We start from the raw sequence: 24,143 nt of genomic DNA, 5'->3' as shown, positions 1-24,143 counted from the left end.
CACCCGCAACGAGGAGAGCGGGTGGTTATATCGAAAGTCATTGTCGAGGAGATCGAATTCCTTTTATGACGTTCTGCTATTAATGAGAGTGTGTTTGTTGATGTGCTGCGGCAATTTCTTTTTCAAATTCTTTATGCTTAACAGGATCGAATTCTTTTTCCACTTTTGCTATTACGACTGTAGCAACTGAGTTACCAATGATGTTAGTGATGGCACGTGCTTCAGACATGAAGCGGTCAACACCAATTAGTAATGCTATACCTTCTACAGGAATCATTGGGAATGCAGCTATTGTCGCTGCTAATGTGATGAACCCTGAACCAGTTACCCCTGCAGCACCTTTTGACGTAATCATCAAAATCCCTAGTAAGTAAATTTGTTGCCATATTGATAAATCGACATTGTAAGCTTGTGCAATAAACATTGCTGCCATTGATAAGTAGATAGATGTACCATCTAAGTTAAATGAATAACCAGTTGGAACGACTAAACCAACTACTTGTTTCGAGCATCCGAATCGTTCAAGTTTTCTCATAATAGATGGTAATGCTGATTCAGATGATGATGTACCAAGCACGACGAACAATTCATCTTTGATATAAGCAATGAATTTAAAGATGTTAAATCCAAAGAATTTTGCGATTAGACCCAATACGATAACAACAAATAAAAACATGGTAATGTAAACAGAAGCCATTAGTAAGCCTAAAGATTTTAATGAACCTAAACCAAAATTACCGATTGTGAATGCCATTGCGCCAAATGCCCCAATAGGAGATAGTTTCATGACCATTCCGATAATTTTGAAGAAAATCTCAGATACTTGTTCGCAAAGTTTAATGACTGGTTTTACTGGATCTCCAATTGATGCAGCGGCTACCCCAAATAGAATTGCACAGAATAATACTGGCAATAATTCGCCGTTTGCAAGTGATCCGAAAAAGTTATCTGGAATAATATTCGAGATAAATGCCACAAAACCATGATCAGATTCGGTAGCTTGTTTTGTAAATTGTGAAATGTCTCCACCTTTAATATGTGAAGTATCTAAACCCTTACCTGGCTGGATGATGTTAACAACAAGTAAACCGATTGCTAAAGCAATTGATGAAACGATTTCAAAGTAAATAAGTGCTTTACCACCGATTGTACCAACTTTTTTTAAGTTGCCCATACCGCCTATACCAGTAACAACTGTAAGGAAGATAATTGGAGCAATTAGCATCTTAATAAGTTTAATAAAGATATCTGCCAATACTTTTAATTGAGCTCCAAAACTAGGGAAAAGTACACCAACGATAATCCCCAAGATAATTGCACAAATTACTTGAACGGTTAAGTTTTTAAAGTTAATTCTCATAGTCATACCCTCTTTGTGTGAAGTTTATTTCTGCAAATTGTTATCGCTTACATGGACCATGATACTCTATTAAAACTGAAAACGATTATTATGGTGATAAAACTCTTTTTGGTCATTTTGGTCATAGAACTTTGATGGGTACTCAAATGTATCGCAAAGCCAGTCATAGCGCTGAATAAGAAAAAACCGAGAATAAATTCTCGGTTTAAAAAATTTTTAGATAATTTAAGAATAAAGGTCTTTTTGTACTAATACAGATGTTAATGATTAACCTCAGATTGGATTTCTTTTAAGAAAACGGAACCGATTTCATCCTTATAAGATGTATATAACGGCTGGAGTTTCTGCTCCCATCTTTTCTGTTCTGCAACAGATAGGTAATTGATATCAATATTCGGTTCTTTTTCTAATTTTTCTAAGTCAACTTTATTCATTTTTTTAGCCATTTGAAAATTCCATTCGGTTGCTTCATTCATAGCCTCTGTCACATCTTCTTGTAGGTCTGGGGGAAGGCTATTCCAAAAGTCTTCATTCATCAAAACTGAATACCCAAGTAATCCATGATTCGATAATGTAATATGATTTTGAACTTTATAAAAACCTTTTGAATAAATATTTGAAATTGTATTTTCTTGCGCATCAATCTCATGATTTTCGATTTCAGAATACAGTTCATCAAATGAAGTGTTGGTGGAACTTGCCCCAAGCAATTCAAATTGCGATTGTAATACGCTACTTGGCATAGCACGCACCTTCAAGTTTTGAAAGTCTTCTAGCTTTACTAATGGTTTTTTCTCCGAAATCATTTGTTTAAAGCCATTATTCCAGAAAGCTAGACCTTTAATATTAGCATGACTTAATTGGTTAAGTAATTGTTCACCTACACGACCATTAAGTATTTTCTTTACATCTTCATCTGTATGAAACAAGTAAGGTAAATCTAATACTTGCCAAGAGGGGATTACTTTTGTCATTTTAGAGAAAGATGGAGCAATCATCTGTACATCTCCATCTTGCAATGCTTTTAATTCGTTATCATCGTTATAAAGCATCCCATTTGGATAGATAATGACATGGATACGCCCATTTGTCTTTTGCTCTAAAAGCTCAGCAAATTTTATCGCAGTACGTCCCTTTGGTGTATCTTCTGCAACTACATGACTAAAGTTGATCACAATTTGTTGATTTAACCCTTGCTGTTCATGATCCACCGGTAACGATGCTGTTTGCCAAAATTGCTGTTTATAGCCAATGGCACCTAGAAGCAGCACAATTGTTAAAATGGCGGTTGTAATATAAACTTTCATGCAATCACCAACATTCTGACATTTTCTTTCTATTCTAACATAATTTCAAGTGATACAATATTCGTATACTAACAGATAGGAGGAAGAACGGTGAAAAAGAAGCATCTGTCAATGAACGGCAAAATTATGTCGCTCACCTTCTTCATCATCGTATTTTCATTTTTAGTAGCAGGAATTTTTGTTTTAGGTAATATTCTGTCCACAAAGGAAAAAGAGTTAGGTAATCAGGCTATGCTTATTGCACGAACGGTTGCGAAACTTCCAGAAGTTCAAAAAGAACTATCAACAGATAAAAAACCTATGGATCAAGCAAAGGTCATCAATGAAACAATAGAAGGCATACGTATTATTAACAAAGCAGAATATATTGTTGTATTAAATATGGATCATATACGTTTATCTCATCCTGTAAAAGCCTTAATCGGTAAGAAATCTAATACGGGCGATGAAAATGCAGCTTTTGCTGAACACTATTACTTGTCTAAAGCAAAAGGTGAAGTCGGAAAAACCATGCGTGCTTTTGTGCCGATCATGAATGACAAGCATCAACAAGTAGGAGTTGTGATCGTAGGGTACAGTCTTCCAACAATAGTGGAAATTTTATATAGTATTCGTAAAGAAATCTTTGTTGCTACGTTATTATCACTCTTATTCGGTGCTTGGGGTGCATGGATGCTCGGTAGAAACATGAAAAAACAGATGTTTGATTTAGAGCCACATGAAATTGCTAAGCAGTATACAGAACGAACAGAAACATTTAATGCCATGCACGAGGGGATTATAGCTATTGATAATGACTTTACGGTTACTATTTTCAATACGAAAGCAAAACAAATATTAGGTGTTGATCAGCAAGAATTAATCGGTAAAAAAATCTATGATATTTTACCAGATACTCGTTTACCTGAAATTTTAGATTATAATATCCCCATCTATAACAAAGAACTACTCATCAACCAGCACAATATTATGAGTAATCGTGTACCAATAGAGGTCGATGGTGAAATAGTTGGTGCAATCGCTATTTTCCAAGACCGTACAGAAGTGAAAAAGCTAGCTGAAGAACTTACAGGTGTGAAGGAATTTGTACAGGCATTACGTATTCAAAACCACGAACACAAAAACAAAATTCATACAATAGCTGGATTATTACAGCTTGGTCATTATCAACAGGCATTGTCTTATATTGAGGAAGTAAAAGAAAAACAAGATGAGATTGCTAATTTTTTAAATGATCGTATCAAGAATCAAAACATCTCTGGACTTTTACTAAGTAAGATTAATCACGGAAAAGAGCTCGGGATTGATGTAGAAATTGATATGAATAGTCAATTAACGTATTTACCAGATCAATTAGACTTTAATGATTTTGTTGTTATAATTGGGAATTTAATCGAAAATGCTTTTGATGCACTTCAGTTGATAGATAAAGACGATAAGAAAGTTCTAATTAGTATCGATCAAGACGAGGAGACTTTATCAATCTTAGTCGAAGATAACGGTGTCGGTATGTCCGAAGAAGTGATTTCGCGTATCTTTGCAAATGGCTATACCTCAAAGAGAAATGAAAATCATGGAATAGGTCTTTATTTAATTCAAGACATTGTTAGAAAATTAGATGGTACAATTGATGTAACAAGTTCCCCTGGTGAAGGGACAAGCGTGTTTGTTACGTTTTATTTATAAAAGGGGATGAATGATATGCAACCGATTCAAGTATTATTAGTCGAAGATGATCCAATGGTTCGACAAGTGAATCGTCAATTTATCGAACAAGTAGCTGGATATCATCTAATTGGTACCGCTAAGAATGGCATTGAAGGCATTCAACAAATTAAACTGCTAAAACCGGATCTTGTCTTTATGGACATATTTATGCCAGAGCAAGACGGTATCGAGACATTAAAAAAGATACGAGAAAAGGGTTTAAAAGTCGATGTCATCGCTGTTACCGCAGCAAATGATATGAAAACCATTCAGAAAATGCTCCAACTCGGTGTATTTGATTACATTATGAAGCCGTTCTCATTTGAACGGATGAAGCAAACATTACAAAATTATCGACTCTTTAAAGCGAAAATTGAAGAAAAGAATGAGATGACTCAGAGTGAGCTTGATACTCTTTTACACAAGCAACAAAGCTCACCTCAAATTTCAGATGAACATTTACCAAAAGGTCTGAATGCTGCAACACTAGCGAAAATTGTTACATTTATCGGTACGCAAGAACAATCTGTTTCTGCTGAAGAGGTGGCAAATGGCGTTGGTCTTGCTCGAGTAACTGCTCGTCGTTATTTGGATTATCTTGAGAAACAAGATAAAGTGAAAATCGATATTCAATATGGCGGAGTCGGAAGACCTGTTAATCAATATCGATTAATTCACTAGTAAAGATAATAAAGAAAAAATGAAATGGAGATGAAAAGATGCGTGAAGTGAAAGTTGTTCCTTACAATGAAAAATGGCCAGAGATGTTTAATTTAGAAGCAGAGAATTTGCAAAAGCTATTACCAGAGGAAATAATAGAGATTTATCATATTGGTAGTACGGCGATACCAGATATGTCTGCAAATCCAATTATTGATGTGCTTGTAGAAGTTAAGAACATTCAACAGATTGATGATTTTACGGAGCGGCTTGCTGTAAACGGTTATAGAGCTTTTGGTGAGAATGGAATACCAGGAAGACGTTTTTTTATTAAAGGAACCTTATCAAATCGCACACATCATATTCATATGTTCCAAACAGGAGACAAAGAAATTAATAGACTTTTAGCTTTTCGTGATTTTCTAATAGCAAATCATTATGAAGCACTTCAATATGGGGCTTTAAAGAAAAAATTAGCGCAAGAAAATCCAGTTGATATTGAGAAGTACATACAAGGAAAACATGATTTTATCCAAACAATCGATAAAATGGCCGCTGTATGGGGAAAATAAGTGGATATAGATCAGTTTTGCTTTTTTTACCAATTTAATAAAAATGTCAATTTAACTTAGAAAGGCTGTTAAATACTAGCTGATGTATAAAAAGTAACCATTTTTGTGGTTGCTTTTTATTATTGCCAAAAAGTTCAAATATATTTGTGCTTTAAATGTTTTTAATGCATATAAATAGGGAATAGTGTGTTGTAGAAACAAAGGACAGGGGGGTTAGAATTGATATTTGTTTTTATCACACTTATTTTATCGTTAGCCTTGATCCCATTGGTGTTAATTGATATGAAAATCAAGGTATCAGAAACTCAATTTGATTTAGCAATTCGTTCATTAGAATTACCAGAAGAAACACTATCAAACAAAGCTCAAAATCGTATGAATACAAAACAACGATTATCTAAACTTAAATTAGTAAATTGGAATAAAATACAAACGAAATTAAACAGTAAATATCTAACAAGAGTAAAAAAATTACTTATTAGTGGATATACATTAATATTAGATAGTAGCAAATCATTGAAGCGTAAAATGAAGGAATCGTGGGACAAAATGCATCATTTGAGAAAATCAAAAAATAGCAGAACAAATCGTAGTATTAACAATCAAACAACTAGATCAGCAAAACGTTAAAAACTTCAGTTACCAATGCTGAAGTTTTTTTAATGCATAAAAATCAGGATATCTTCGAAAAAATCTCAAATATCTCACTGTTTCAAGTATACTTATCTAACGAAACGTAACTTCCTAGAATTTATATTATGTAAACTAAAAATAAAAAATGTGAGAGAGGGCTTGAATATGCCAATTCCCCCTAATATTTGTACTTTTCGATTTATAATTGTGAAGTTCCATATAATTTTCAAATGACCGATAACTCTCTTTTTACGATAATGAGATGAATGTTTAATATTTTATATGGAGATTATATTCTTGCAACTATATGCTGCCATTGATGAGTTTGTTTTGTGTATTAAGATTGAAAAAATTATTCGCTATATACAGTCACCAGTTATGAATACGATTTGCAGCTCTTTTTAACGTTTTTGACGGATCATGGCCGTTCAACCCTTTTAAATGAGATTACCAAGACCCAAGTACTCGATTTATTCAATACACGACATTAAATCTCCAAAAATCGACGGTAGACTCCCTGTCTATAAGACCTTGATGGATCCACAATAGTTATTTCGCTATCTAGGGCACACTCATTCATGTTTTCGAAGCGAAATGAGATTAATGTCTAAACTATTAGCTACGACCGTTTTAAGACGGTCTGAACTCGTTTTATTAACATGAGAACAAGTTAGTTTTGAAAATGAATTAATTCGAATTGATGTGAGCTTGTTTTCCTGAATAAAAACCATATAGCATTAGATCCGCGTGGGTTACATGTCATTTTCAAAGATATGTTGAAAAAAGCTGACCTCCCCTCACCCGTTTAACACTGCATACTTAAGGCATACAACCTTTTATCCCAAAAACTAACGATTATAAATAATGTTCGTGTTTTATTCAGTTGTTGATGAATCCAGCCGATGAGAGAATCGCACTTTAGGCATTAAAACACGAACGTTTTAATTGTAATTATTTTGTATCATTCGTTAATAGGTGTTAATCGCAAACAATCTTCCCTAGTTTTATGTATATATCAGGATACTATTCAAGAATCGCACCTGATTGCTGAATAAGATCTAACTATTTATTAATAAGTTCTTTTTATTAATCATTTTTAAAATTCTATTTTTTGTTTCAGGGTGATATGTAATAATTTCTCCTTTGTATATAACAGTGAACACTCCAAATGGCGTCGGTGATTTTTCTTGAGCTACATTATAACAATCCAAATCAACTATTTGAACACTAATACTTAAATCTTTAGAAGCCTCAATTATGTTTCTAACAGCATCTTGAATATAAGGGCATTGATCAGACTTAAATATAGTAATTCCTTCTTTATATTCTTTTGCAGATTCATTCCAGTTAAAAAATTGTGGTTTAGAATTTTTATTGAAACTAAGAGCCATCAGTTCAAATTCATCAATTTTATCAACCATTTTGAACCCTTTGCTTTCAAAAAACTTTTTATTAGGCAACCATCCTTGCTCACTTGTGACTAAAACAACGCCCGATAGCCCTAATTGTTTAGCTTCATCAATACATCCATTCAATAGTTGACTGCCAAATCCTCTTCCCTGACCCTTTCCAACAATCCAAAAGCAATGAATAACCATATATTCTTTAGCATTTATAGCTCTCCAAGTAAATTCACCAGGAATATATTCAATAAATCCTTTTTGCCTTCCATTCTCTTGGATTATTTTAATTTTTAATCCCTCTTTTAATCTTTCTTTTACCCAATTAAGTTTTTTCTGATAACCATCAGATTTCGGTTTACTCCTCATACAAAAAAATCCGTATTTATCAACATTTTCAGCATTTACATCAATAATTTCAACCATACTAGCCCTCCTTAATATTAAATAAAACTCATCTGTTATACTTATTCAATCTTTTTCAATAATGAAACGCGGTTATTTACGTTTAGTTTTTTGTAAATATTTTGTATATGCTTTTTTACTGTATTTTCGCTTATAAAAAGTTTTTGTGAAATGATGGAATTCGAGCAACCCTTCCCTATAAGTTCGCATACTGTTTTCTCTGATTTTGTTAACAAATTTTTCGAGATATTCGGCTGAAGATGTTTGCACTGTAAAGCGATATTATAGGCAAGCAGCTCTAAATAAAGAATTGTATCATTCAAAAATGCAGTATGGCCTTTTTCACCAATGAATGAAATACCACCAATAAGTTTGCCATCATATTTTAAATACATTCCCATTTCGTGATAGACGCCTCTCGTTTTCATAAACTCATTATAATACGAACTGTTTTCATATTCTGAAGTCGTTACAATATCTTGTAAATTTAGAGTGTTTTTAGAGATTATTCGATCTTTCACATGTATTGGTAACAAATAATCTTGGGACATATAATGCTTCTGATAAAATTCAATATCACTCTCATTTTGGTTAAGCATTAAAGGATGAGTAATCTCTCCTCTCTCATTACACAGCCAAAATATTGACTGCTCTAAATAGAATACTTTGTTAAACAGCTGTAAAACTTGCGAACGGAAATCTTCAATTCGATGGATTTGGTGAAGTTCATGTAAAATGTATTTCAATTTTTCAATGTTTAAGTTCATTTTCAAACCTCCACTAAAAATATTCCGAATTATCTAAAATATTATCATTTAAGGTAATAGATTTGCTAATATTTTCACTTTACAATTGAATTAATCGTATAAAGGAGGAATGTTTTATGAGTTCATTAAACATTGGGGTTGTTCAAGTAGCTTCATTTATGGAACCTGGAGATGGTGCTAAAACAAAGGGAACAAATTTGCAGACGATTTTCAGTTATATTGAGAAATTAGTATTCATGAATCCAACGGTTGATATGATTGTTTTTCCTGAGTTATTTTTAAACGGTTATGATTCAACGATTTGGGATGAAATGGCTGAACCAATTCCAAATGGACCTACGATTCAAGCGTTATGTAATAAAGCAAAAGAAGTGCAGAAATGGATTGTTCCAGGTTCACTTGTTGAACGTGGGAATGATGGAAAACTGTATAATACGACTCTACTTATTTCTCCTGAGGGTGAGATTAAGCTCAAATATCGAAAAGTATTTATTCCATATCCATTAGAGGTTTCATCACCTGGAAATGAGTTCCCTGTATACGAGATTCCTGGGGTTGGAAAAGTAGGTTTTGTCATTTGTGCCGATGGACATTATCCAGAATCAATACGTAACTTAGTAATGAAGGGTGCAGAACTGATTATTAAACCGACTCTTCAAGGTGAATGGATAGGTGGCTTGCGCAATCATACACCGATTGCCATTACTCGAGCAGTGGAAAATCAATGTTATGTAATTAGTGTGAATCAAGCTGGACCGGCCGGAATGGGAAATACGGTAGCTGTTGACCCTGAAGGACGTATTATCGAAGAATTAAACATCCAAGAGTCCTTTACATTTATTTACGTTGATTTTGAAGAGGTACGTCGTGTTCGCGAGACAGGTGCATTTGGCATGTTTGGCTTCTTAAAAATGTTAAAAGAATTTAAAGAGGATGGCTGCAATGTGGATGAATGTTATATAAATGATATTTCACAAGCTCCTGTTTATAACAATTTAACATTCCCACATCCAAAAATGCCATCAGACATTATTCGCTACGATCTAAAAAAAACAACAAACGTCTAATTAATTGTCTTTCTTAATATTTGAGATGGGCATTATCGTCGTGCCTAAAGATTATATACTTCGTCAAACTCCATCATAATAAGAGGTCGCTGAAAAGTCCTCAAAGGGATTTCAAAGTAAGTGAACGATATGTCGTTCACTTACTCGTTTCGACTAAAACAATTTAGTTGTTGGTTTATTGCTTAAGGAAAAAATCCCAAAATGACAGTACGAAACTTTTACCATTGCTTTCATCAGGTGAATAAAGAAAAAAGTTAACATTAGTTACATCTAGGAATCAAAATTCATCATATTCATAACAAAATCTTTCAATTTTATTATTGGTCAATTTAAAGAAGGTATTTTGAGATACCTCCAATCTTAATAATTGATCTTTTTCTAAACTTTGATAAACTCCCCTTATGATTCTTCCTGTTAGTCCGTGCGATACAGCAATAACTTTCTTTTTATCCCTTATACTTTCTAACCATTCTGATACTCTCCTCATAACTGAATCATAGCTTTCCCCATCTGGAGAATTGAAATACCAATTATAAGTATCAGTATTTTCAAGCAATTTTGGCCATGAAGATTCAATTTCTTGTGTGGTTAAACCTGCCCAAGAACCTACTGAAACCTCTTTTAATCGACTGTCAGTAGTCACTTTATTCAAGTCATATCCCAATATTTCACATATAATTTCTGTACTTTGCAAGGTCCTTCCTAATGGACTCGAAATAATTTCCCATTCATTAGGCTCATCAATTACAAGTTTTAATAACTTTGATATATTTTTCACTTGTTCTATTCCATCTTGAGTTAATGGTGAATCAAGTTGTCCTTGGTATCTCCCTTGTGAATTAAAAACTGTTTCCCCATGTCTAATTAAACATATTGTTTGCTCCAAATTGTTAGCCTCCTTCGTACAATAAAAATAATGGTGCTATATGATGTCTACCAATATAGTATCTTATTACAAAAAAATAATTCTATTTTATTCTATTCTTTCCAACTAAACTGCAAGATATTTCGAAAGATTACTTGTTTAAAATTATTTACCAAATATTGTATCAAATAAAACAATAATGCACAAAAAAAGTGAACGAATCATTTCGTTCACTTTTTTAAATAATTTATTTTAGTAGAGTCTTTTATACAAACTTAAGAACTTACTTATTTAACTAAAGATTTACCACCAGCAATACCAGGTTGTGTCATTGCATAAGGATCTAAAATCTTATCTAATTGTTCTGCTGTTAAAGCCCCAGATTTTATGCAAAGTTCACGGACAGAAGCACCTGTAGCTATAGCTTCTTTAGCAATTTGTGCAGCTAATTCATATCCGATATGTGGGTTTACTGCTGTTATAATCCCAACACTCTTTTCAACATATTCTTTTAGATGCTCTTCATTTGCTGTAATACCTACTATACATTTTTCTGTAAATACTGTGAATACATTACTCATTGTAGAAATCGATTGAATTAAATTAAAGAATAATACAGGTTCCATTACATTTAATTCAAATTGACCTGCTTCAGAAGCTGCTGAAATAGTTAAATCATTACCCATAACTTGGAAAGCAACTTGGTTCAAGACTTCAGCCATAACAGGATTTACTTTACCAGGCATAATTGAAGATCCTGGTTGACGAGCTGGTAGTACGATTTCAAATAAGCCATCACGTGGTCCAGAAGCCATTAAACGTAAGTCATTTGCGATTTTAGACATATTAATCATACAAACTTTTAAATTTGCTGATACTTGTGTATAACAATCCGTATTTTGAGTTGCATCAACTAAATGTTCTGCACCTTTTAATGGTAAGCCACTTAATTCGCTAAGATTTCGAACGACAGCATCAATGTATATTGGATCTGCATTCAATCCTGTACCAACGGCAGTTGCTCCCATATTTACTTCATATAGGTGTTGTCTTGACAGTGAAATACGATCAATGTCTCGAGAAACAACACGACTATATGATTCAAATTCTTGTCCAAGTAATACTGGGACAGCATCTTGAAGATGTGTACGACCCATTTTAATAATACCTGCAAATTCTTTTGCTTTAGAAATAAATGCATTTTGCATTGTTTTAGAAGCATCAAGTAATTTATTCAATAAACTTAAAACTGCGATATGAGTAGCAGTTGGAAAAGCATCATTTGTTGATTGAGACATATTAATATGACTATTTGGGCTAATTAATTTGTAATTCCCTTTTTCTTCTCCCATCAATTCAAGCGCACGATTTGCAATTACTTCGTTTGCATTCATGTTAATAGATGTACCTGCTCCGCCTTGAATTGGATCTACGATAAATTGGTCATTCCATTTTCCTGCAATGACTTCATCACATGCTTGAATAATATATTGTCCAATTTCTTTTTCCAGCATGCCCACTTCCATATTTGCTAGTGCTGCTGCTTTTTTCACAATACCTAAAGATTTAATTAGTTCAGGATGGATTCGATATCCCGTAATCGGAAAGTTTTCAATTGCTCTAGTTGTTTGAACACCATAATAAGCATCTTTCGGAATTTCTTTTTCTCCTAAAAAATCTTTTTCAATACGAAATTCTGTCGTTAACATAATAATATTCTCCAGTTCTATGATGTAATTAGGAAGCGTTTACATTGTTTTTTCTAACACAGATTAGATAATATAATATTTTTATAAAAAAAGAAACACCGAATCAAAATAAATTATCGATAATTTACATTATCTCAACAAAAATATGTATCTCTATATCTAATGACGCATCATAATGTCAGAAACTAGTAGGAGAACTTCGAGACTTACTTGAACAAGGAAATGAATGATGCTTCCAATAAAAGTATATTTTAATTTCTTATTTCCAGGATTTTATTGTTACGGTATATTTACAATCTTTTGAAACTCAGTTAGCTTTTTGGTCGTCTTTAGGGAAATGGAAAAAGAAAGGAGTGAAAAAATGGATACATACGCAGAAACGATGGATTTTTCTAACTCATATGAGTGGCTTAACTATTTAATGGATGAATACGGTGAAAAGTTAACGAATTTGGCCTATGGTTACTGTAAAGACTGGGGAAAAGCAGAAGAAATTGTTCAGGATGTGTTCATAACCTGTTTTCATCAATATAAGAACCGCCATAAAATTAAATCATATAAAGCATGGATCTATCGAATTACAATAAATCGAGCAAAAGATTCTCTACGAACCGCATGGTTTAAACGTGTGAGTGTTCAAAATGAGCTCTTTGCACATTTAACTTCGAATACATCAACACCTGAACGAAACTTAGAAAGTAATGAAACAAGTGAACAGTTAGCAACTGCTATTATGCAATTACCTCTTAAATATCGTGAAATGATCATACTCTTTTATTATGAAGAACTATCTATTCAAGAAATAAGCGAACTTATCAATATGAATGAGAATACAGTAAAGACTCGATTAAACCGTGGTAGAGAAAAACTAAAACCATTATTAGAAAGAGGTGATTATTATGAACGACTATAAGCAAATTCGAAGTTCCTTAGAAAAAAATATCTTCAATGAAAATCATTTTACAAGTATTCATAAAGCCAACATTCGCAACAAATTGGCAAAAAAACGACGTTATTATTTAGTACCCTATATTGTCTTGGCTTTATTTTTAGTAACTTTATCAGGTTTTCTTTATCTTAATTTTAATAGTACTCCTCCGCCTTCACATACAGTCAAGGGCACTTATGAAGCTAAAGCAGCATATTTAAAAGAAATTCAATTTGTTGATCGTATTCATAAAGGAAATACGTTAAATTTTTCAAAAGGAAAATTAACGATTGTTAACAATGAAATAGATAACGCGATAAAACCTTATATGGATACAGAAGACTTAGCTGGATTGAAAAACAACATGAAGGTTATTTCAAATATTAAGATTAAAACAAAAGGTGATACTTTTTATATTACGGGTGATGAAAACTTCTCCATGACGCTCCAAATCATTGCCCCTCGAATTGTGATGGATGAAAAAGGTAATGAGTATTCTACTAGTACTTATTTAGAGTGAGTTAGATTATCTGTATTAAAGTTACATTAAAACAAGCCAATGAAGCTTTTAAGAACTTCATTGGCTTGTTAAATTATAGCTTTGTCTTGATTGCACTTATTGTTTTTACGGATGGTATAGAGACAAGTTGCGAATAAGGTAGCTATCATTCGGTTTACATATAAGCTCCACCATCTACAACAATAACTTGCCCCGTTATATAACTAGCTTCCTTTGAAACTAAATAGCTAACTGCTGAAGCAATTTCAGCTGGTTTTCCCATTCGATCAATGGATTGATGGCTCGTATCATAGGGTACACCTTTTGTAATTCCTGTTTCCGTAGCGCCAGGTGCGACGGAATTGCAGGTAATATTGTATTGTCCAATTTCTCTTGCTACCCACTTAGTTAGCGCAATAACTCCACCTTTTGATGCTGCATAGGCAGGTCCAGATCTTCCGATTGTTTCATCACCTGATTTTGCGCCACCATTCATGCCGGAAATAGAGCTAATATTAACAATTCGACCTGCTTCTTGATTTTTCATGTAAGGATAAACAACCGCCTTCGTAAATAAGAAAGTTGCTAATAAATTCGTGTTAATATCCCGTTCCCAATCATCCACTGTCATTGTTTCTAAATTTAATCGACTAGCTGTACCAGCGTTATTAACTAAAATATCGATATGTCCAAAAGTATTAGAAGTATCTTCCACGACATGTTTAATAAATTCTGCCTCTCTAATATCACCTAAGTGTTCAACATGTCCATCACCTTGCAATTGTTTGATCGTGTCATCGCAAGAATTTTTATCTACTAATACGATTTGAATGTCTTTTTGATCTAAAGCTATGGCAATGCCTTGACCAATGCCACTTGCCGCGCCTGTTACAATGGCTACTTGTTTTGACATATTCTCACCCCGTAACAAAGTAGAGGGCTATGTCTCTACTTTTAAATTATTTGAAAAGTTTAAACAGATACTTTATCTATTGATGGTTGAGAGATCTCAGCAGCTTCTGGCTGATCCGCATATTGCGTTATTTTTCGTGTGTCCGGTGCGAAAATGGCTAAAGTGAGTGAAATCAATAACCCAGCAATCATCAATCCACCAAACAAATATGGTGAAGCGCCGTATTTAGCACCCAATTCAGTCCAAAGCATTGGGCCAAATCCGCAGATAGCGGCAGCTACTTGATATCCAAGTGAAAGGCCTGTATAACGTACATTTGCTGGGAATAGTTCTGAGAAAAGTGTTCCTTGTGTTGAGAAAATGGAACCCCATATTACACCTAATAAGATAACTTGCATTGCGTAAAACCAAGTTGTACTTTGAGGAATCATTGTGAAATATGGAATAGCTAATAATAGCATCGCAACAATTCCACTGATATAAATTGTTTTTCGACCGATAAAATCAGATAAATAGCCAACTAAAGGAATTGAAATGATCATCGTTGCACAGCTAATTGTCAAAGCGAATAATGCCACATCACGGCTGTATCCAAGATGTGTAGTTGCGTAAACCAAGATAAAAGACATAAGGAATACATTGAAAAGTCCGTCCCCTACTTTTAAACCGATTAAACGAAAAATATCTTTTTTGTTGTATTTAAATGCCTCAAAAATAGGTACTTTTGCAAGCTCACCTTGCTCTTTATTACGCTTGAATTCTGGCGTCTCTTCAATACCACTACGTATCCAAACAGCTAAAATAATTAATACGGCACTAAATAAAAACGGTAATCGCCAACCCCAAGACATAAATTGTGCTTCTGTTGTTAATGAACTAATTAATGTAAAACTAAATGTTCCTAATACTAACCCGATTGGTACCCCTAATTGTGGAATAGAACCGAAGAATCCGCGAACGCCTTTTGTTGCAGTTTCGGTTGCAAGAAGTACAGCTCCTCCCCATTCACCACCGAGTGCAATCCCTTGTAGTAAGCGTAATACTACAAGCATGATGGGAGCGGCTACCCCTACTTGTGCGTATGTAGGAAGCAACCCAATTAAAAATGAACTTCCGCCCATCCCAATCAATGTCAGCATTAACGATGCCTTTCTCCCTATCCTATCACCCATGTGGCCGAAAATAATACTACCTAGAGGTCGCGCTGCGTAACCTGCACCAAAAGTGGCAAAAGCAATTAAGATGGAGACAGATGGATCCGAAGAAGGAAAGAATAATGTCGTAAACACAAGTCCTGTTGCAGTACCATAAAGGTAAAAGTCATACCATTCAATAATAGAGCCAGCTACACTTGCTAATAAAACCCTTAAATTTTTCATATGATCCCCTTCTTTCTTATATTGAAATCGAATTTCGCAGAATATGCTTCTGAATTTTCCCTACAGGTGTTCGTGGAAAATCCTCTACAAATTCGATAACATCCGGAACTTTAAACTTTGCTAATCTTTCTTTACAGTGTTCAATTAGTTCATTTTCAGTTACCTTTGCATTTTTATTTAAAATGACATAGGCTTTAATCGCTTCATCACGCATATCATCTGGAATTCCAATCACAGCTACTTCATAAACTGCTTCATGTTCTACTAGAACGCTTTCAACTTCATTTGCTGCTACGTTCTCTCCTGAACGTTTGATCATATCCTTCATTCGATCAACAAAATAGAAATAACCATCTTCTCCGATGCGTGCATTGTCTCCTGTTAATAACCAATCCCCCTGGAATGTTTGCTCTGTTGCTTCGTCATTTTTAAAATATCCCTTCATTAGTGTTCTACCACGTCTACCTTTGACAGCTATTTGGCCAACTTCTCCATCGTTTACTTCATATCCATTTTCATCAAGTAGTTTTACTTCATAGCCAATACTTGGTTTTCCGATGCTCAAATTTTTTGCAATATCGTTGATTGGATTGATTAATGGAACGCCGATTGTTTCTGTCATCCCGTACATTTGTAAAAGCTTTAAATCGAATTTTTCTTCAAATGAAGTTATTTGATGTTCTGCTATTGACTGTGCAAATAGGATTAAACGAATTGAATTATCTTGATCTGCGTTGTCATATTCTTTTGCAAGTATCATTCGTATAGGAGCAGCAAATAATGACCCAATCGTTCCACCTAATGCCTTTGCTTGTTTGAAATATCGAGATGCGCTGAATTTCTCAGTTACTGCGATACTGGCACCTACAACGAGTGCTGACATAGTTGAGTAATATTGTGCATTGCCATGGAACAAAGGTAAAACAATGAATGGTCGGTCATTCTCGCTCAAGTTAATCGATTTAGATAATAGTTCACCAGCATAAATATAATTTGCATTTGTAACTTGTACACCTTTAGGTTTAGACGTTGTTCCTGAAGTGTAAAGCATAGCTACGACATCTTCTGAAACAATCTCAGGTAAATCTAGCGTATTAGTAGATGTATTTGCTAATAAATCATCAAAATTTAGTACATAATCTATAGCACAGTTACATCTTGTAACGATGATTTTTTGAATAGTTGGAGTTTCTTCGCGAATTTGTTGGAATTTATCTAAGTATTCAATTTCAGTCATTAAAACTAGTGCTTCAGAATGATTAATAATATATTTCATCTCATCCGCTGTTGATAAAATATTTGTAGGAACCATAATCGCACCAATGTTTGCTAATGCAAACCATGTTGTGAAAAATTCCATATTGTTTGGCAAATGTAAAACAACATGATCACCTTTTTTAAGACCTAAGTTCATAAAAGCATTACTTAATTTATTCACTTCAGTTTGAAACTCTGTATACGTTTTTTTGAATCGTTGCTCATTAGCATCCTCATAGTGGATAAAGTACTTCTCCACATGTTGATTGACCTTATCCGCTAATAATGAACGCAACGTTCGATTACCTAAAATATCCATTTCTCTACACCCCTTTGCTAAAACGCTTACATATTTATAGACTATAGTCTATAAGATAATATAGTTATATTTTATTTGTCAATATAAATTTCAGACTATTTAGTAAATTTAAAAAATAATATTTTTATAGATATATGTTAAATTAGTTATTAAGAATAAAGAGTAGGTGTTGACCATGATAAAGAAAACTAGAGAGCAACAAGCAGAAGAAACAAAACAGAGAATCTACACTACCGCATTGAAATTATTTGAAAGTAAGGGATTTAATAATGTTAGCGTCGATGAAATTGTTCGTAAAAGCAAAAGCTCTAAAGGGGCTTTTTATGGCCACTTTACTTCTAAATATGATATTTTCTTAGAAAAATTCAAAGAAATAGATTCATTTTATGAAGCCTTTGTTCAAACGTTATCTCCTAAATTAAAATTTGAAGACAAGATTATTGCTCTATTTAATGCACAAATGACGTACTTAAAAGAAGATTTAGGTGAAGATTTAATGAGAAGTGTTTATACGAGCGGTTTGATCGAAAGTGAAGAAAACTTCTTTGCAAATTCACAGCGGAGTTTATATAAAATCTTAAATACATTTGTACAAGAAGCTGTTAGCAATGGTGAGCTGCCGCCTACTACAAACATCGAAAAGACAGGTATGCTTATTTCAAGATGTATGCGAGGAACACTATATGATTGGCTATCTTTCGGAAATGATTTTCAATTGAATAAAGAAGCAGAACTGTTCGTTTCTATTTTTCTTAAAGGATTAAAATCGAATGGGTAGATAGTATGTAAAAAATAAATGTTTAACTTAAGGATTATTCAACTATTTTGTTATGTCCATAAAGGGAAATTATATAAGAACAAATGTTCTATATGCTAAAAAGGGGCATTTATTACACCGCATATCACGTAATATATAATAAAAAAATGATATAAAATACAATATAAAAGTGATTTTTATTAGATATGCTATTTTCTATAACACAGAACAAATGTTCTTTATTGTGCATTTCCCCTATCCATCTTAAATAATATATAATAGTAACATCCACTGAGAAAGGTTGAGAATTATGTCGAATGTTGAAAAAATGATTAATCACGCTCTTGAGTTAAAAAGCTTAGGTCAATACGACCAAGCATTAAATATGTATACAGCTGCAATTAAGGAAGAACCATCTAATAGCAATTTATATCGAGGAATTGGTAAAATCGCTTATCTTATGGGACAAAGTAAACTTGCTGTATCCGCATATTTATCCGCATTACATATTGAGATTGCCAAAATTGAACATTTTGGTTTGAATGCAGAAACGCAAAAAATGTATGACCAGCTACCTGAAGCACTAACAAAGGATTTACCGGTGAAAGGTGCATTTATCATTTATTATGATACGAACACATTGCGCCATTTAGCTCACGCTATTGCTGATTTTGACGACAATGCATTAAATCAGGAACCAGAACTTGTGGCATATAAAGAAATTTACACAGCTAATCTCAAAGGTGATCAAGATTTAGCTGAAATTTTAGCTATTTATAATCGCACCGAAAGCGACTATACAGAACAAGAATCCACTTTCTATATTCAAATTGGAAAAGAACTTGCGCTTGCTTGGATTAAATGGGACCGTCTCGCTAGCTTAGATGTTGGACATTTGTATTTTTAAATAAGTAATTTTTATAAGATACAGCTAATTTAATGAAATTATCAGGAGTTATTGCGATGTGATATTTACTTGCGATAACTTCTTTTCGTTTTTGCTTAGAATTTGAAATTAGTTGTAACTCTTGAATAATTTAAAATATTTATTTTGAATACGCTTATTTATTTGAAGAAAATCAAAAATTAAGTTATACAGAGCCAAAATAAAAAGGATATAATTCAAGTTTACATAATTATATTATTAGAAATTAATTGACGTCATATTTAGATTTATTAGGTTATAACTAAAAAAAGAGCAATCAACAACTTAAAATTAGATGTTGATTGCTCTTTTAAATTATCTAAAACTTTAATAGCATAATGTAAGATGTTTCGTCTTTCCCAACTACTATAAAACCTAATCTAAGATAAAGATTTACTGCAACTGTATTATCAGCATCTACGCTTAATGATACAGCTTTAAAACCATCATTATTTGCTTCCTCTAGAATTGAATTCATTAATTTGATTCCAAGACCTTTATTCCTTGCGGCTTCTTCAATAGCAATTCCTAATTCTGGTGTATCATCGTCCACATAGCCATAACTTCTTTCTTTACTACTATATAATCTGTACCAAACTGCACCAACTGGGGTATCTGTATGATCAACAGCAATTAACGCTTTATCCCCTTTTCTGCCCCAATTTTGATGATACTTCTTCAATTCATCAGTATTAAGCAGTTTATCTATAGGTGGTTTTTTCTCTTTTTCAATGAAAATAGACTCGTATAGCATCTTCATAAAAAATTCTTTCTCATTTTCTCTCATGAATCTGATTTTAAACATATTCATCCCCCAGAATATATCATCCAAAATAAACTTCAATGCTAGTTTATAGCATAGTTTAAAATAGAAATATATACCAATTTATGCATACACAAATAACATGAAACCCGAAGGCCCTGCTAAATAGAGTGTTAAACCATTGCCAATCCACCGTTTACGGAAAGAGTTTACTGTGGCATTTATTCATCAATTAGGAATGAATATTTTGTTACACTAAAAAATTGGTTTATGTCACTCTAAATAAAGTTGCTTTTTTGCAACAAAAATAAAAATTGGACTTGAAGATAATGTTGGAAAACTTTATTTATTTCCTTGTAAACTAATTCAAAAGGAAGAACTTTCCATGAAGTATAACGTCTTATTTAAAAATAATACAAATGAGGTGGTATTGTGGGGTTTTGGTATTTCTTAATTTTAATATTAGGATTGTTTTTGATAGCTAAAGGACTATTTATAAAAAAGCCATCTTTGTTAATTAAAAAAATTGGTTTTGTATTTGTAGGACTATTATGTATATCATTGTCAATTTTTATGTTTACAGATGGAAGTGCAGAAATAATTTCGGATTTACTAAATCTAGATTAAAGAAATAGTAAATAAGCGTATTCATTTCGAATACGCTTATTGATTTGAGAATATTCTACTATCAAGTTATACAGAGTCAAAAAGAAAAAAGACCATAGACAAACTCGAAATTCTTTAAGTTCGTCTACAGTCTAAATGGTTTTATTTTATACTTTAGCTATTAGAAGATATTTAAACAACTTCTTTACAATAAGAATCTAAAAACATTTGAATCATCAAGTCTCCATCTTTAGTACCGATTGATTCAGGGTGGAATTGCAATCCAAATACCGGGTATTCCTGATGTTGAATGGCCATAATCTCTTGATCATCTTTAGCAATCGCTATAATTTGTAATTCAGGAGGAAGGGTTTTTTTGTCAATCACTAGAGAGTGATAACGCATGACGGAAACAGATTCTGGACATTTCTCAAAAAGTCCTGTTTGTGTATGTTTAACGGTTGAATATAAGCCATGTTTAATTTGTTGAGCTCTAATAATTTTCGCTCCAAATGCTTCTGCTATTGATTGATGACCCAAGCAAATCCCTAAAATCGGGAATTCAGTATACAAGTTTTTTATAACCTCAATTGAAATCCCTGCTTCAGAAGGAGTTCCAGGACCCGGAGAAATGACAATTGCTTCAGGTTGCATTTCTCGAATCTCGTTTACTGTAAGCGAATCATTACGAACAACTTTGACTTCTTTACCTAGACTACTAATTTGTTGATAGAGGTTATAAGTAAATGAATCATAATTATCGATTAATAAAATCATGATCGCACCTCCAGTAAGGCTTTGGCTTTGTTCAGTGTCTCTTCATATTCATTCTCGGGAATAGAATGGTATACAACGCCCGCTCCAGCTTGAACATAAGCTTTTCCTTTTGTAATCACCATTGTTCGGATTGCAAGTGCCATATCCATATCACCAGTTATCGAGATATAGCCGACTGCTCCAGCATATACACCTCTTTTATCGTGTTCTAAATCATTGATAATTTGCATCGCACGAATTTTCGGAGCACCAGATACAGTTCCTGCTGGTAAAGCTGTAGCTAAAACATCCAGAGGATGAATTTCGTCTTTTAACTCACCCGTCACTTCAGAAACAATATGCATCACATGTTTATAGCGCTCTATTTGCATAAATTTCGGTAGCTTAACAGAACCAACTTTACTTAACTTACCAATATCATTTCGACCTAAATCAACGAGCATTCGATGTTCAGCAAGTTCCTTTTCGTCTAGTAGAAGATCTTGTTCTAACGCTAAATCTTCTTCTACAGTGCTCCCACGTCGTCTTGTACCTGCAATTGGGTTTGTTGTAACAACGCGACCATTTACTTTTACAAGACTTTCTGGTGATGTTCCTAAAATCACATATTCTTCAAAATCCATATAAAACATATAAGGAGAAGGGTTCGTCGTACGAAGTCTTCGATAAAGATTCATTGGATTCCCTGTGAAATCTGCTTCAAATCGTTGCGATAATACAACTTGAAAAATATCTCCTTGCTCTATATGCTGTTTTGCTTGTTTCACCATCTCACAGAATTCTTCTTTTTCTATAGTAGATCGGAATTGAATCGTATCTGAATCTTCATCTGCCTGTGTTAAAATAGTCGTTTCCAGCTGCTTCTCAATATCATTTATTCTCTTTCGTAATTCTTGCTGAGAATATTCCTTTTTCAATAAATCAACAGCTACAATATGCACGTTTTGCATTAAATGATCTACGATTATGAAGGTATCGTAAAATAGTAAATGCATATCAGGCATGTGTAGGTTATCTTTTAATATGTCACCGATTTTTTCATGATAAAACGCCGTTTCATATCCAAAATAGCCAATTGCTCCTCCGAAAAATGAAAAAGGCAGTTTCACGTTCTCTGTTGGTAGCAATGATTTTAGCTTTTGAAAAGCATTTGTACCATGACTAACTAGTTCATGCTCTTTATTAAATAATTGATAGTCATTATTTGATGCAACCATTTCTGCTATAGGATTGATTGCAATAAATGAATATCTACCGCTTTCTTCATGCTTTGCGGATGATTCAAATAACATTTTCTTCTTCCCATTTAAAGCGTGGTAAATCGAAATAGGTGTTAGCATATCACCTTGGATGGTCTTCATTTCATACATTCTCGTCTCAACTGTCATTTGTTTAACTCCTTTACTAAGCTCTACTCAACTCTCTCCAGCGCATTCCGCTATAATAAAAAAGTCCTCCATAGAGAAAACACTCTATGAAGGACGGAGATCCGCGGTACCACCTTACTTGTAGCGATTAGCTACCACTCACATATAACGGTATGTGCCGGATTACCCTACTTTGTTCAAGTAATCACTCACAGGTCCATTCAATAAGGAAATGGATCGACTTTCACTAGTGTCGACTCTCTGTACCATTTTGTGCTTATCTACTACTCCTGCTCAACGATTTCAATTTGAAATTGTAAGTATGTTAAATATTATAAAGAATGATGATGGAATATTCAATAAATTATTGTTCAACATGTATTCTAGAAAAAAACTTGAGCATATAGCGTAAATAACTACGAATAGTCGTGATGCGTTCTTCTAGTGATGCAGCAATTGTTTTATAGAATGATACACCTTCATCAGTACCTTTTAAATTTCGAACAGTTCTCTTTTCATCCGGCCATGAACCCACTAAATAGTCTTTATCTTCAAGCTCCCATGCAATTTGATATAAATAGCCATTTGATGGACACCAACCAAATAAGTCCTCTAATTGTTGTCCAACTTCTGCCATATAAAAACTGGAACGAGTTTGAGAAAGCTTTAACGCGAGATAACGTATAGCATCTTTGACTGAAATGAGTTTAGAAAAATAGCTCCGAAACTCTTCAGGTAATGGATGTTCAGGCTTAGGTGGTTTCTCTCCGTTTTTCGTTAATTCATAATAGAAGCGGTCTAATACTAAGACAATTTCATGGAAACGTTCAAAATAGAGTTCATTATAACGATTTAATCGATTTGTACCAAGTTCTGTACTCGTATAAAGCACCTTTTTATGAATTTGTCTGGATGATAATGCACCTTCTGCTTCTAGCTGTTTTGCTATTCGTGCAACATATTCATAACCAACCTTACGTCCTGGAAATTCATCCTGAAACTGTTGGTGGATTTCTACAGAGTACTTTTCTGCATTTTGCGTTGCGTAAAGCCAATAAAGTGCTAATGTATCTTTTACACTAAAGCCTACTGATTGTTGAAAATTCTTTTCTTTCATGATGAACCTCCTTTTGGGCTATTAACAATATTATACCAAATATATTGCTATATAGTGGAAATATGCTACTCAATATTTAGCATT

Annotated in this window: 22 protein-coding genes, 1 pseudogene and 1 other annotated feature; of the genes and pseudogenes, 10 read left to right on the top strand and 13 right to left on the bottom strand. The window is 33.4% G+C overall.

Going from position 1 to position 24,143, the window contains the following annotated elements; genetic code table 11:
- Window positions 1–79 precede the first annotated feature (79 nt).
- Both Q8X41_RS02210 and Q8X41_RS02205 read right to left on the bottom strand, forming a co-directional pair.
- The gene (locus tag Q8X41_RS02210; protein ID WP_397538632.1) at window positions 80–1,360 is read right to left on the bottom strand and encodes a dicarboxylate/amino acid:cation symporter; all 1,281 of its coding nucleotides are present in this window, start codon (window positions 1,358–1,360) and stop codon (window positions 80–82) included.
- 260 nt (window positions 1,361–1,620) lie between these two features.
- Entirely contained in the window at window positions 1,621–2,667 is a 1,047-nt protein-coding gene (locus Q8X41_RS02205) for a DctP family TRAP transporter solute-binding subunit (RefSeq protein ID WP_397538631.1), read from the bottom strand.
- A 111-nt stretch (window positions 2,668–2,778) separates the two neighbouring features.
- Here Q8X41_RS02205 and Q8X41_RS02200 point away from each other — a divergent pair, with 111 nt between their 5' ends.
- From Q8X41_RS02200 to Q8X41_RS02180, 5 genes and pseudogenes are all read left to right on the top strand, one after another.
- Window positions 2,779–4,353, top strand: a complete 1,575-nt coding sequence (locus tag Q8X41_RS02200; RefSeq protein ID WP_397540183.1) for an ATP-binding protein — start codon at window positions 2,779–2,781, stop codon at window positions 4,351–4,353.
- A gap of 15 nt (window positions 4,354–4,368) precedes the next feature.
- The gene (locus tag Q8X41_RS02195; RefSeq protein ID WP_397538630.1) at window positions 4,369–5,055 is read left to right on the top strand and encodes a response regulator; all 687 of its coding nucleotides are present in this window, start codon (window positions 4,369–4,371) and stop codon (window positions 5,053–5,055) included.
- 38 nt (window positions 5,056–5,093) lie between these two features.
- The gene (locus Q8X41_RS02190; RefSeq protein WP_397538629.1) at window positions 5,094–5,606 is read left to right on the top strand and encodes a GrpB family protein; all 513 of its coding nucleotides are present in this window, start codon (window positions 5,094–5,096) and stop codon (window positions 5,604–5,606) included.
- Window positions 5,607–5,825: 219 nt separating this feature from the next.
- Window positions 5,826–6,236 (top strand): hypothetical protein, encoded by a 411-nt coding sequence (locus Q8X41_RS02185; protein WP_397538628.1) that lies wholly within the window; start codon window positions 5,826–5,828, stop codon window positions 6,234–6,236.
- Window positions 6,237–6,598: 362 nt separating this feature from the next.
- Window positions 6,599–6,730, top strand: a pseudogene (locus Q8X41_RS02180) (hypothetical protein); the annotation flags it as partial.
- 567 nt (window positions 6,731–7,297) lie between these two features.
- On the opposite strand, the gene Q8X41_RS02175 reads toward Q8X41_RS02180, so the two are convergent.
- Entirely contained in the window at window positions 7,298–8,065 is a 768-nt protein-coding gene (locus Q8X41_RS02175) for a GNAT family N-acetyltransferase (RefSeq protein ID WP_397538627.1), read from the bottom strand.
- A 41-nt stretch (window positions 8,066–8,106) separates the two neighbouring features.
- Complete coding sequence (locus Q8X41_RS02170) at window positions 8,107–8,811, bottom strand: response regulator transcription factor (protein ID WP_397538626.1); 705 nt, start codon at window positions 8,809–8,811, stop codon at window positions 8,107–8,109.
- A gap of 116 nt (window positions 8,812–8,927) precedes the next feature.
- Here Q8X41_RS02170 and Q8X41_RS02165 point away from each other — a divergent pair, with 116 nt between their 5' ends.
- Window positions 8,928–9,878, top strand: coding sequence for a carbon-nitrogen hydrolase family protein (locus Q8X41_RS02165; RefSeq protein ID WP_397538625.1), 951 nt, complete (start codon window positions 8,928–8,930; stop codon window positions 9,876–9,878).
- Between the two features lie 277 nt (window positions 9,879–10,155).
- On the opposite strand, the gene Q8X41_RS02160 is transcribed toward Q8X41_RS02165, so the two are convergent.
- Both Q8X41_RS02160 and aspA read right to left on the bottom strand, forming a co-directional pair.
- A complete protein-coding gene (locus Q8X41_RS02160; RefSeq protein ID WP_397538624.1) occupies window positions 10,156–10,764 on the bottom strand; it encodes a histidine phosphatase family protein in 609 nt (202 codons plus the stop codon).
- Window positions 10,765–11,030: 266 nt separating this feature from the next.
- The gene (gene aspA, locus Q8X41_RS02155; RefSeq protein WP_397538623.1) at window positions 11,031–12,452 is read right to left on the bottom strand and encodes an aspartate ammonia-lyase; all 1,422 of its coding nucleotides are present in this window, start codon (window positions 12,450–12,452) and stop codon (window positions 11,031–11,033) included.
- Window positions 12,453–12,813: 361 nt separating this feature from the next.
- Between aspA and Q8X41_RS02150 the strand changes: the two genes are divergently transcribed.
- Window positions 12,814–13,365, top strand: a complete 552-nt coding sequence (locus tag Q8X41_RS02150; protein ID WP_397538622.1) for a sigma-70 family RNA polymerase sigma factor — start codon at window positions 12,814–12,816, stop codon at window positions 13,363–13,365.
- Window positions 13,352–13,900, top strand: coding sequence for a hypothetical protein (locus tag Q8X41_RS02145; RefSeq protein ID WP_397538621.1), 549 nt, complete (start codon window positions 13,352–13,354; stop codon window positions 13,898–13,900). Before Q8X41_RS02150 ends, Q8X41_RS02145 begins: the two co-directional genes overlap by 14 nt.
- Before the next feature lie 154 nt (window positions 13,901–14,054).
- On the opposite strand, the gene Q8X41_RS02140 is transcribed toward Q8X41_RS02145, so the two are convergent.
- Genes Q8X41_RS02140 through Q8X41_RS02130 form a run of 3 tightly spaced genes read right to left on the bottom strand, consistent with a single transcriptional unit; the run spans window position 14,055 to window position 17,747 of the window.
- Window positions 14,055–14,792: an SDR family NAD(P)-dependent oxidoreductase gene (locus tag Q8X41_RS02140; RefSeq protein ID WP_397538620.1), complete on the bottom strand. Its 738-nt coding sequence runs from the start codon at window positions 14,790–14,792 to the stop codon at window positions 14,055–14,057.
- Between the two features lie 59 nt (window positions 14,793–14,851).
- Window positions 14,852–16,171 carry an MFS transporter gene (locus tag Q8X41_RS02135; protein ID WP_397538619.1) on the bottom strand — a complete coding sequence of 440 codons (1,320 nt, stop codon included), beginning with the start codon at window positions 16,169–16,171 and terminating at the stop codon, window positions 14,852–14,854.
- 16 nt (window positions 16,172–16,187) lie between these two features.
- On the bottom strand, window positions 16,188–17,747 hold the full coding sequence (locus tag Q8X41_RS02130; protein WP_397538618.1) for an AMP-binding protein: 1,560 nt from the start codon (window positions 17,745–17,747) through the stop codon (window positions 16,188–16,190).
- Between the two features lie 175 nt (window positions 17,748–17,922).
- Between Q8X41_RS02130 and Q8X41_RS02125 the strand changes: the two genes are divergently transcribed.
- Together Q8X41_RS02125 and Q8X41_RS02120 are read left to right on the top strand one after the other, a co-directional pair.
- Window positions 17,923–18,525: a TetR/AcrR family transcriptional regulator gene (locus Q8X41_RS02125; RefSeq protein ID WP_397538617.1), complete on the top strand. Its 603-nt coding sequence runs from the start codon at window positions 17,923–17,925 to the stop codon at window positions 18,523–18,525.
- A gap of 289 nt (window positions 18,526–18,814) precedes the next feature.
- Entirely contained in the window at window positions 18,815–19,411 is a 597-nt protein-coding gene (locus Q8X41_RS02120; RefSeq protein ID WP_397538616.1) for a hypothetical protein, read from the top strand.
- Window positions 19,412–19,748: 337 nt separating this feature from the next.
- Here the strand turns inward: Q8X41_RS02120 and Q8X41_RS02115 are convergent, their stop codons facing one another.
- From Q8X41_RS02115 to Q8X41_RS02100, 4 genes are all read right to left on the bottom strand, one after another.
- Complete coding sequence (locus Q8X41_RS02115; protein ID WP_397538615.1) at window positions 19,749–20,234, bottom strand: GNAT family N-acetyltransferase; 486 nt, start codon at window positions 20,232–20,234, stop codon at window positions 19,749–19,751.
- A 756-nt stretch (window positions 20,235–20,990) separates the two neighbouring features.
- Window positions 20,991–21,575: an anthranilate synthase component II gene (locus Q8X41_RS02110; RefSeq protein WP_397538614.1), complete on the bottom strand. Its 585-nt coding sequence runs from the start codon at window positions 21,573–21,575 to the stop codon at window positions 20,991–20,993.
- Window positions 21,572–22,963 carry an anthranilate synthase component I gene (gene trpE, locus Q8X41_RS02105; RefSeq protein WP_397538613.1) on the bottom strand — a complete coding sequence of 464 codons (1,392 nt, stop codon included), beginning with the start codon at window positions 22,961–22,963 and terminating at the stop codon, window positions 21,572–21,574. The genes Q8X41_RS02110 and trpE overlap by 4 nt, the downstream gene beginning before the upstream one ends.
- A gap of 86 nt (window positions 22,964–23,049) precedes the next feature.
- Window positions 23,050–23,249: a binding site (T-box leader), on the bottom strand.
- A gap of 57 nt (window positions 23,250–23,306) precedes the next feature.
- Window positions 23,307–24,059, bottom strand: coding sequence for a hypothetical protein (locus Q8X41_RS02100; RefSeq protein WP_397538612.1), 753 nt, complete (start codon window positions 24,057–24,059; stop codon window positions 23,307–23,309).
- Between the last annotated feature and the right edge of the window lie 84 nt (window positions 24,060–24,143).

This window comes from Rummeliibacillus pycnus, from assembly GCF_044359855.1.
Taxonomy (GTDB): Bacteria; Bacillota; Bacilli; order Bacillales_A; family Planococcaceae; genus Rummeliibacillus; species Rummeliibacillus pycnus_A.
Note: the sequence above shows the minus strand (reverse complement) of the source record. Positions and strands in the feature narration are given on the sequence as shown.

Coding starts and splice junctions, on each gene's coding strand:
- Q8X41_RS02135 (WP_397538619.1), bottom strand. CDS start 16,171: ATGAAAAATTTAAGGGTTTTATTAGCAAGTGTAGCTGGCTCTATTATT.
- Q8X41_RS02165 (WP_397538625.1), top strand. CDS start 8,928: ATGAGTTCATTAAACATTGGGGTTGTTCAAGTAGCTTCATTTATGGAA.
- Q8X41_RS02205 (WP_397538631.1), bottom strand. CDS start 2,667: ATGAAAGTTTATATTACAACCGCCATTTTAACAATTGTGCTGCTTCTA.
- Q8X41_RS02145 (WP_397538621.1), top strand. CDS start 13,352: ATGAACGACTATAAGCAAATTCGAAGTTCCTTAGAAAAAAATATCTTC.
- Q8X41_RS02110 (WP_397538614.1), bottom strand. CDS start 21,575: ATGATTTTATTAATCGATAATTATGATTCATTTACTTATAACCTCTAT.
- trpE (WP_397538613.1), bottom strand. CDS start 22,963: ATGACAGTTGAGACGAGAATGTATGAAATGAAGACCATCCAAGGTGAT.
- Q8X41_RS02170 (WP_397538626.1), bottom strand. CDS start 8,811: ATGAACTTAAACATTGAAAAATTGAAATACATTTTACATGAACTTCAC.
- Q8X41_RS02195 (WP_397538630.1), top strand. CDS start 4,369: ATGCAACCGATTCAAGTATTATTAGTCGAAGATGATCCAATGGTTCGA.
- Q8X41_RS02140 (WP_397538620.1), bottom strand. CDS start 14,792: ATGTCAAAACAAGTAGCCATTGTAACAGGCGCGGCAAGTGGCATTGGT.
- Q8X41_RS02100 (WP_397538612.1), bottom strand. CDS start 24,059: ATGAAAGAAAAGAATTTTCAACAATCAGTAGGCTTTAGTGTAAAAGAT.
- Q8X41_RS02150 (WP_397538622.1), top strand. CDS start 12,814: ATGGATACATACGCAGAAACGATGGATTTTTCTAACTCATATGAGTGG.
- Q8X41_RS02130 (WP_397538618.1), bottom strand. CDS start 17,747: ATGGATATTTTAGGTAATCGAACGTTGCGTTCATTATTAGCGGATAAG.
- Q8X41_RS02125 (WP_397538617.1), top strand. CDS start 17,923: ATGATAAAGAAAACTAGAGAGCAACAAGCAGAAGAAACAAAACAGAGA.
- Q8X41_RS02210 (WP_397538632.1), bottom strand. CDS start 1,360: ATGAGAATTAACTTTAAAAACTTAACCGTTCAAGTAATTTGTGCAATT.
- aspA (WP_397538623.1), bottom strand. CDS start 12,452: ATGTTAACGACAGAATTTCGTATTGAAAAAGATTTTTTAGGAGAAAAA.
- Q8X41_RS02200 (WP_397540183.1), top strand. CDS start 2,779: ATGAACGGCAAAATTATGTCGCTCACCTTCTTCATCATCGTATTTTCA.
- Q8X41_RS02115 (WP_397538615.1), bottom strand. CDS start 20,234: ATGTTTAAAATCAGATTCATGAGAGAAAATGAGAAAGAATTTTTTATG.
- Q8X41_RS02190 (WP_397538629.1), top strand. CDS start 5,094: ATGCGTGAAGTGAAAGTTGTTCCTTACAATGAAAAATGGCCAGAGATG.
- Q8X41_RS02175 (WP_397538627.1), bottom strand. CDS start 8,065: ATGGTTGAAATTATTGATGTAAATGCTGAAAATGTTGATAAATACGGA.
- Q8X41_RS02120 (WP_397538616.1), top strand. CDS start 18,815: ATGTCGAATGTTGAAAAAATGATTAATCACGCTCTTGAGTTAAAAAGC.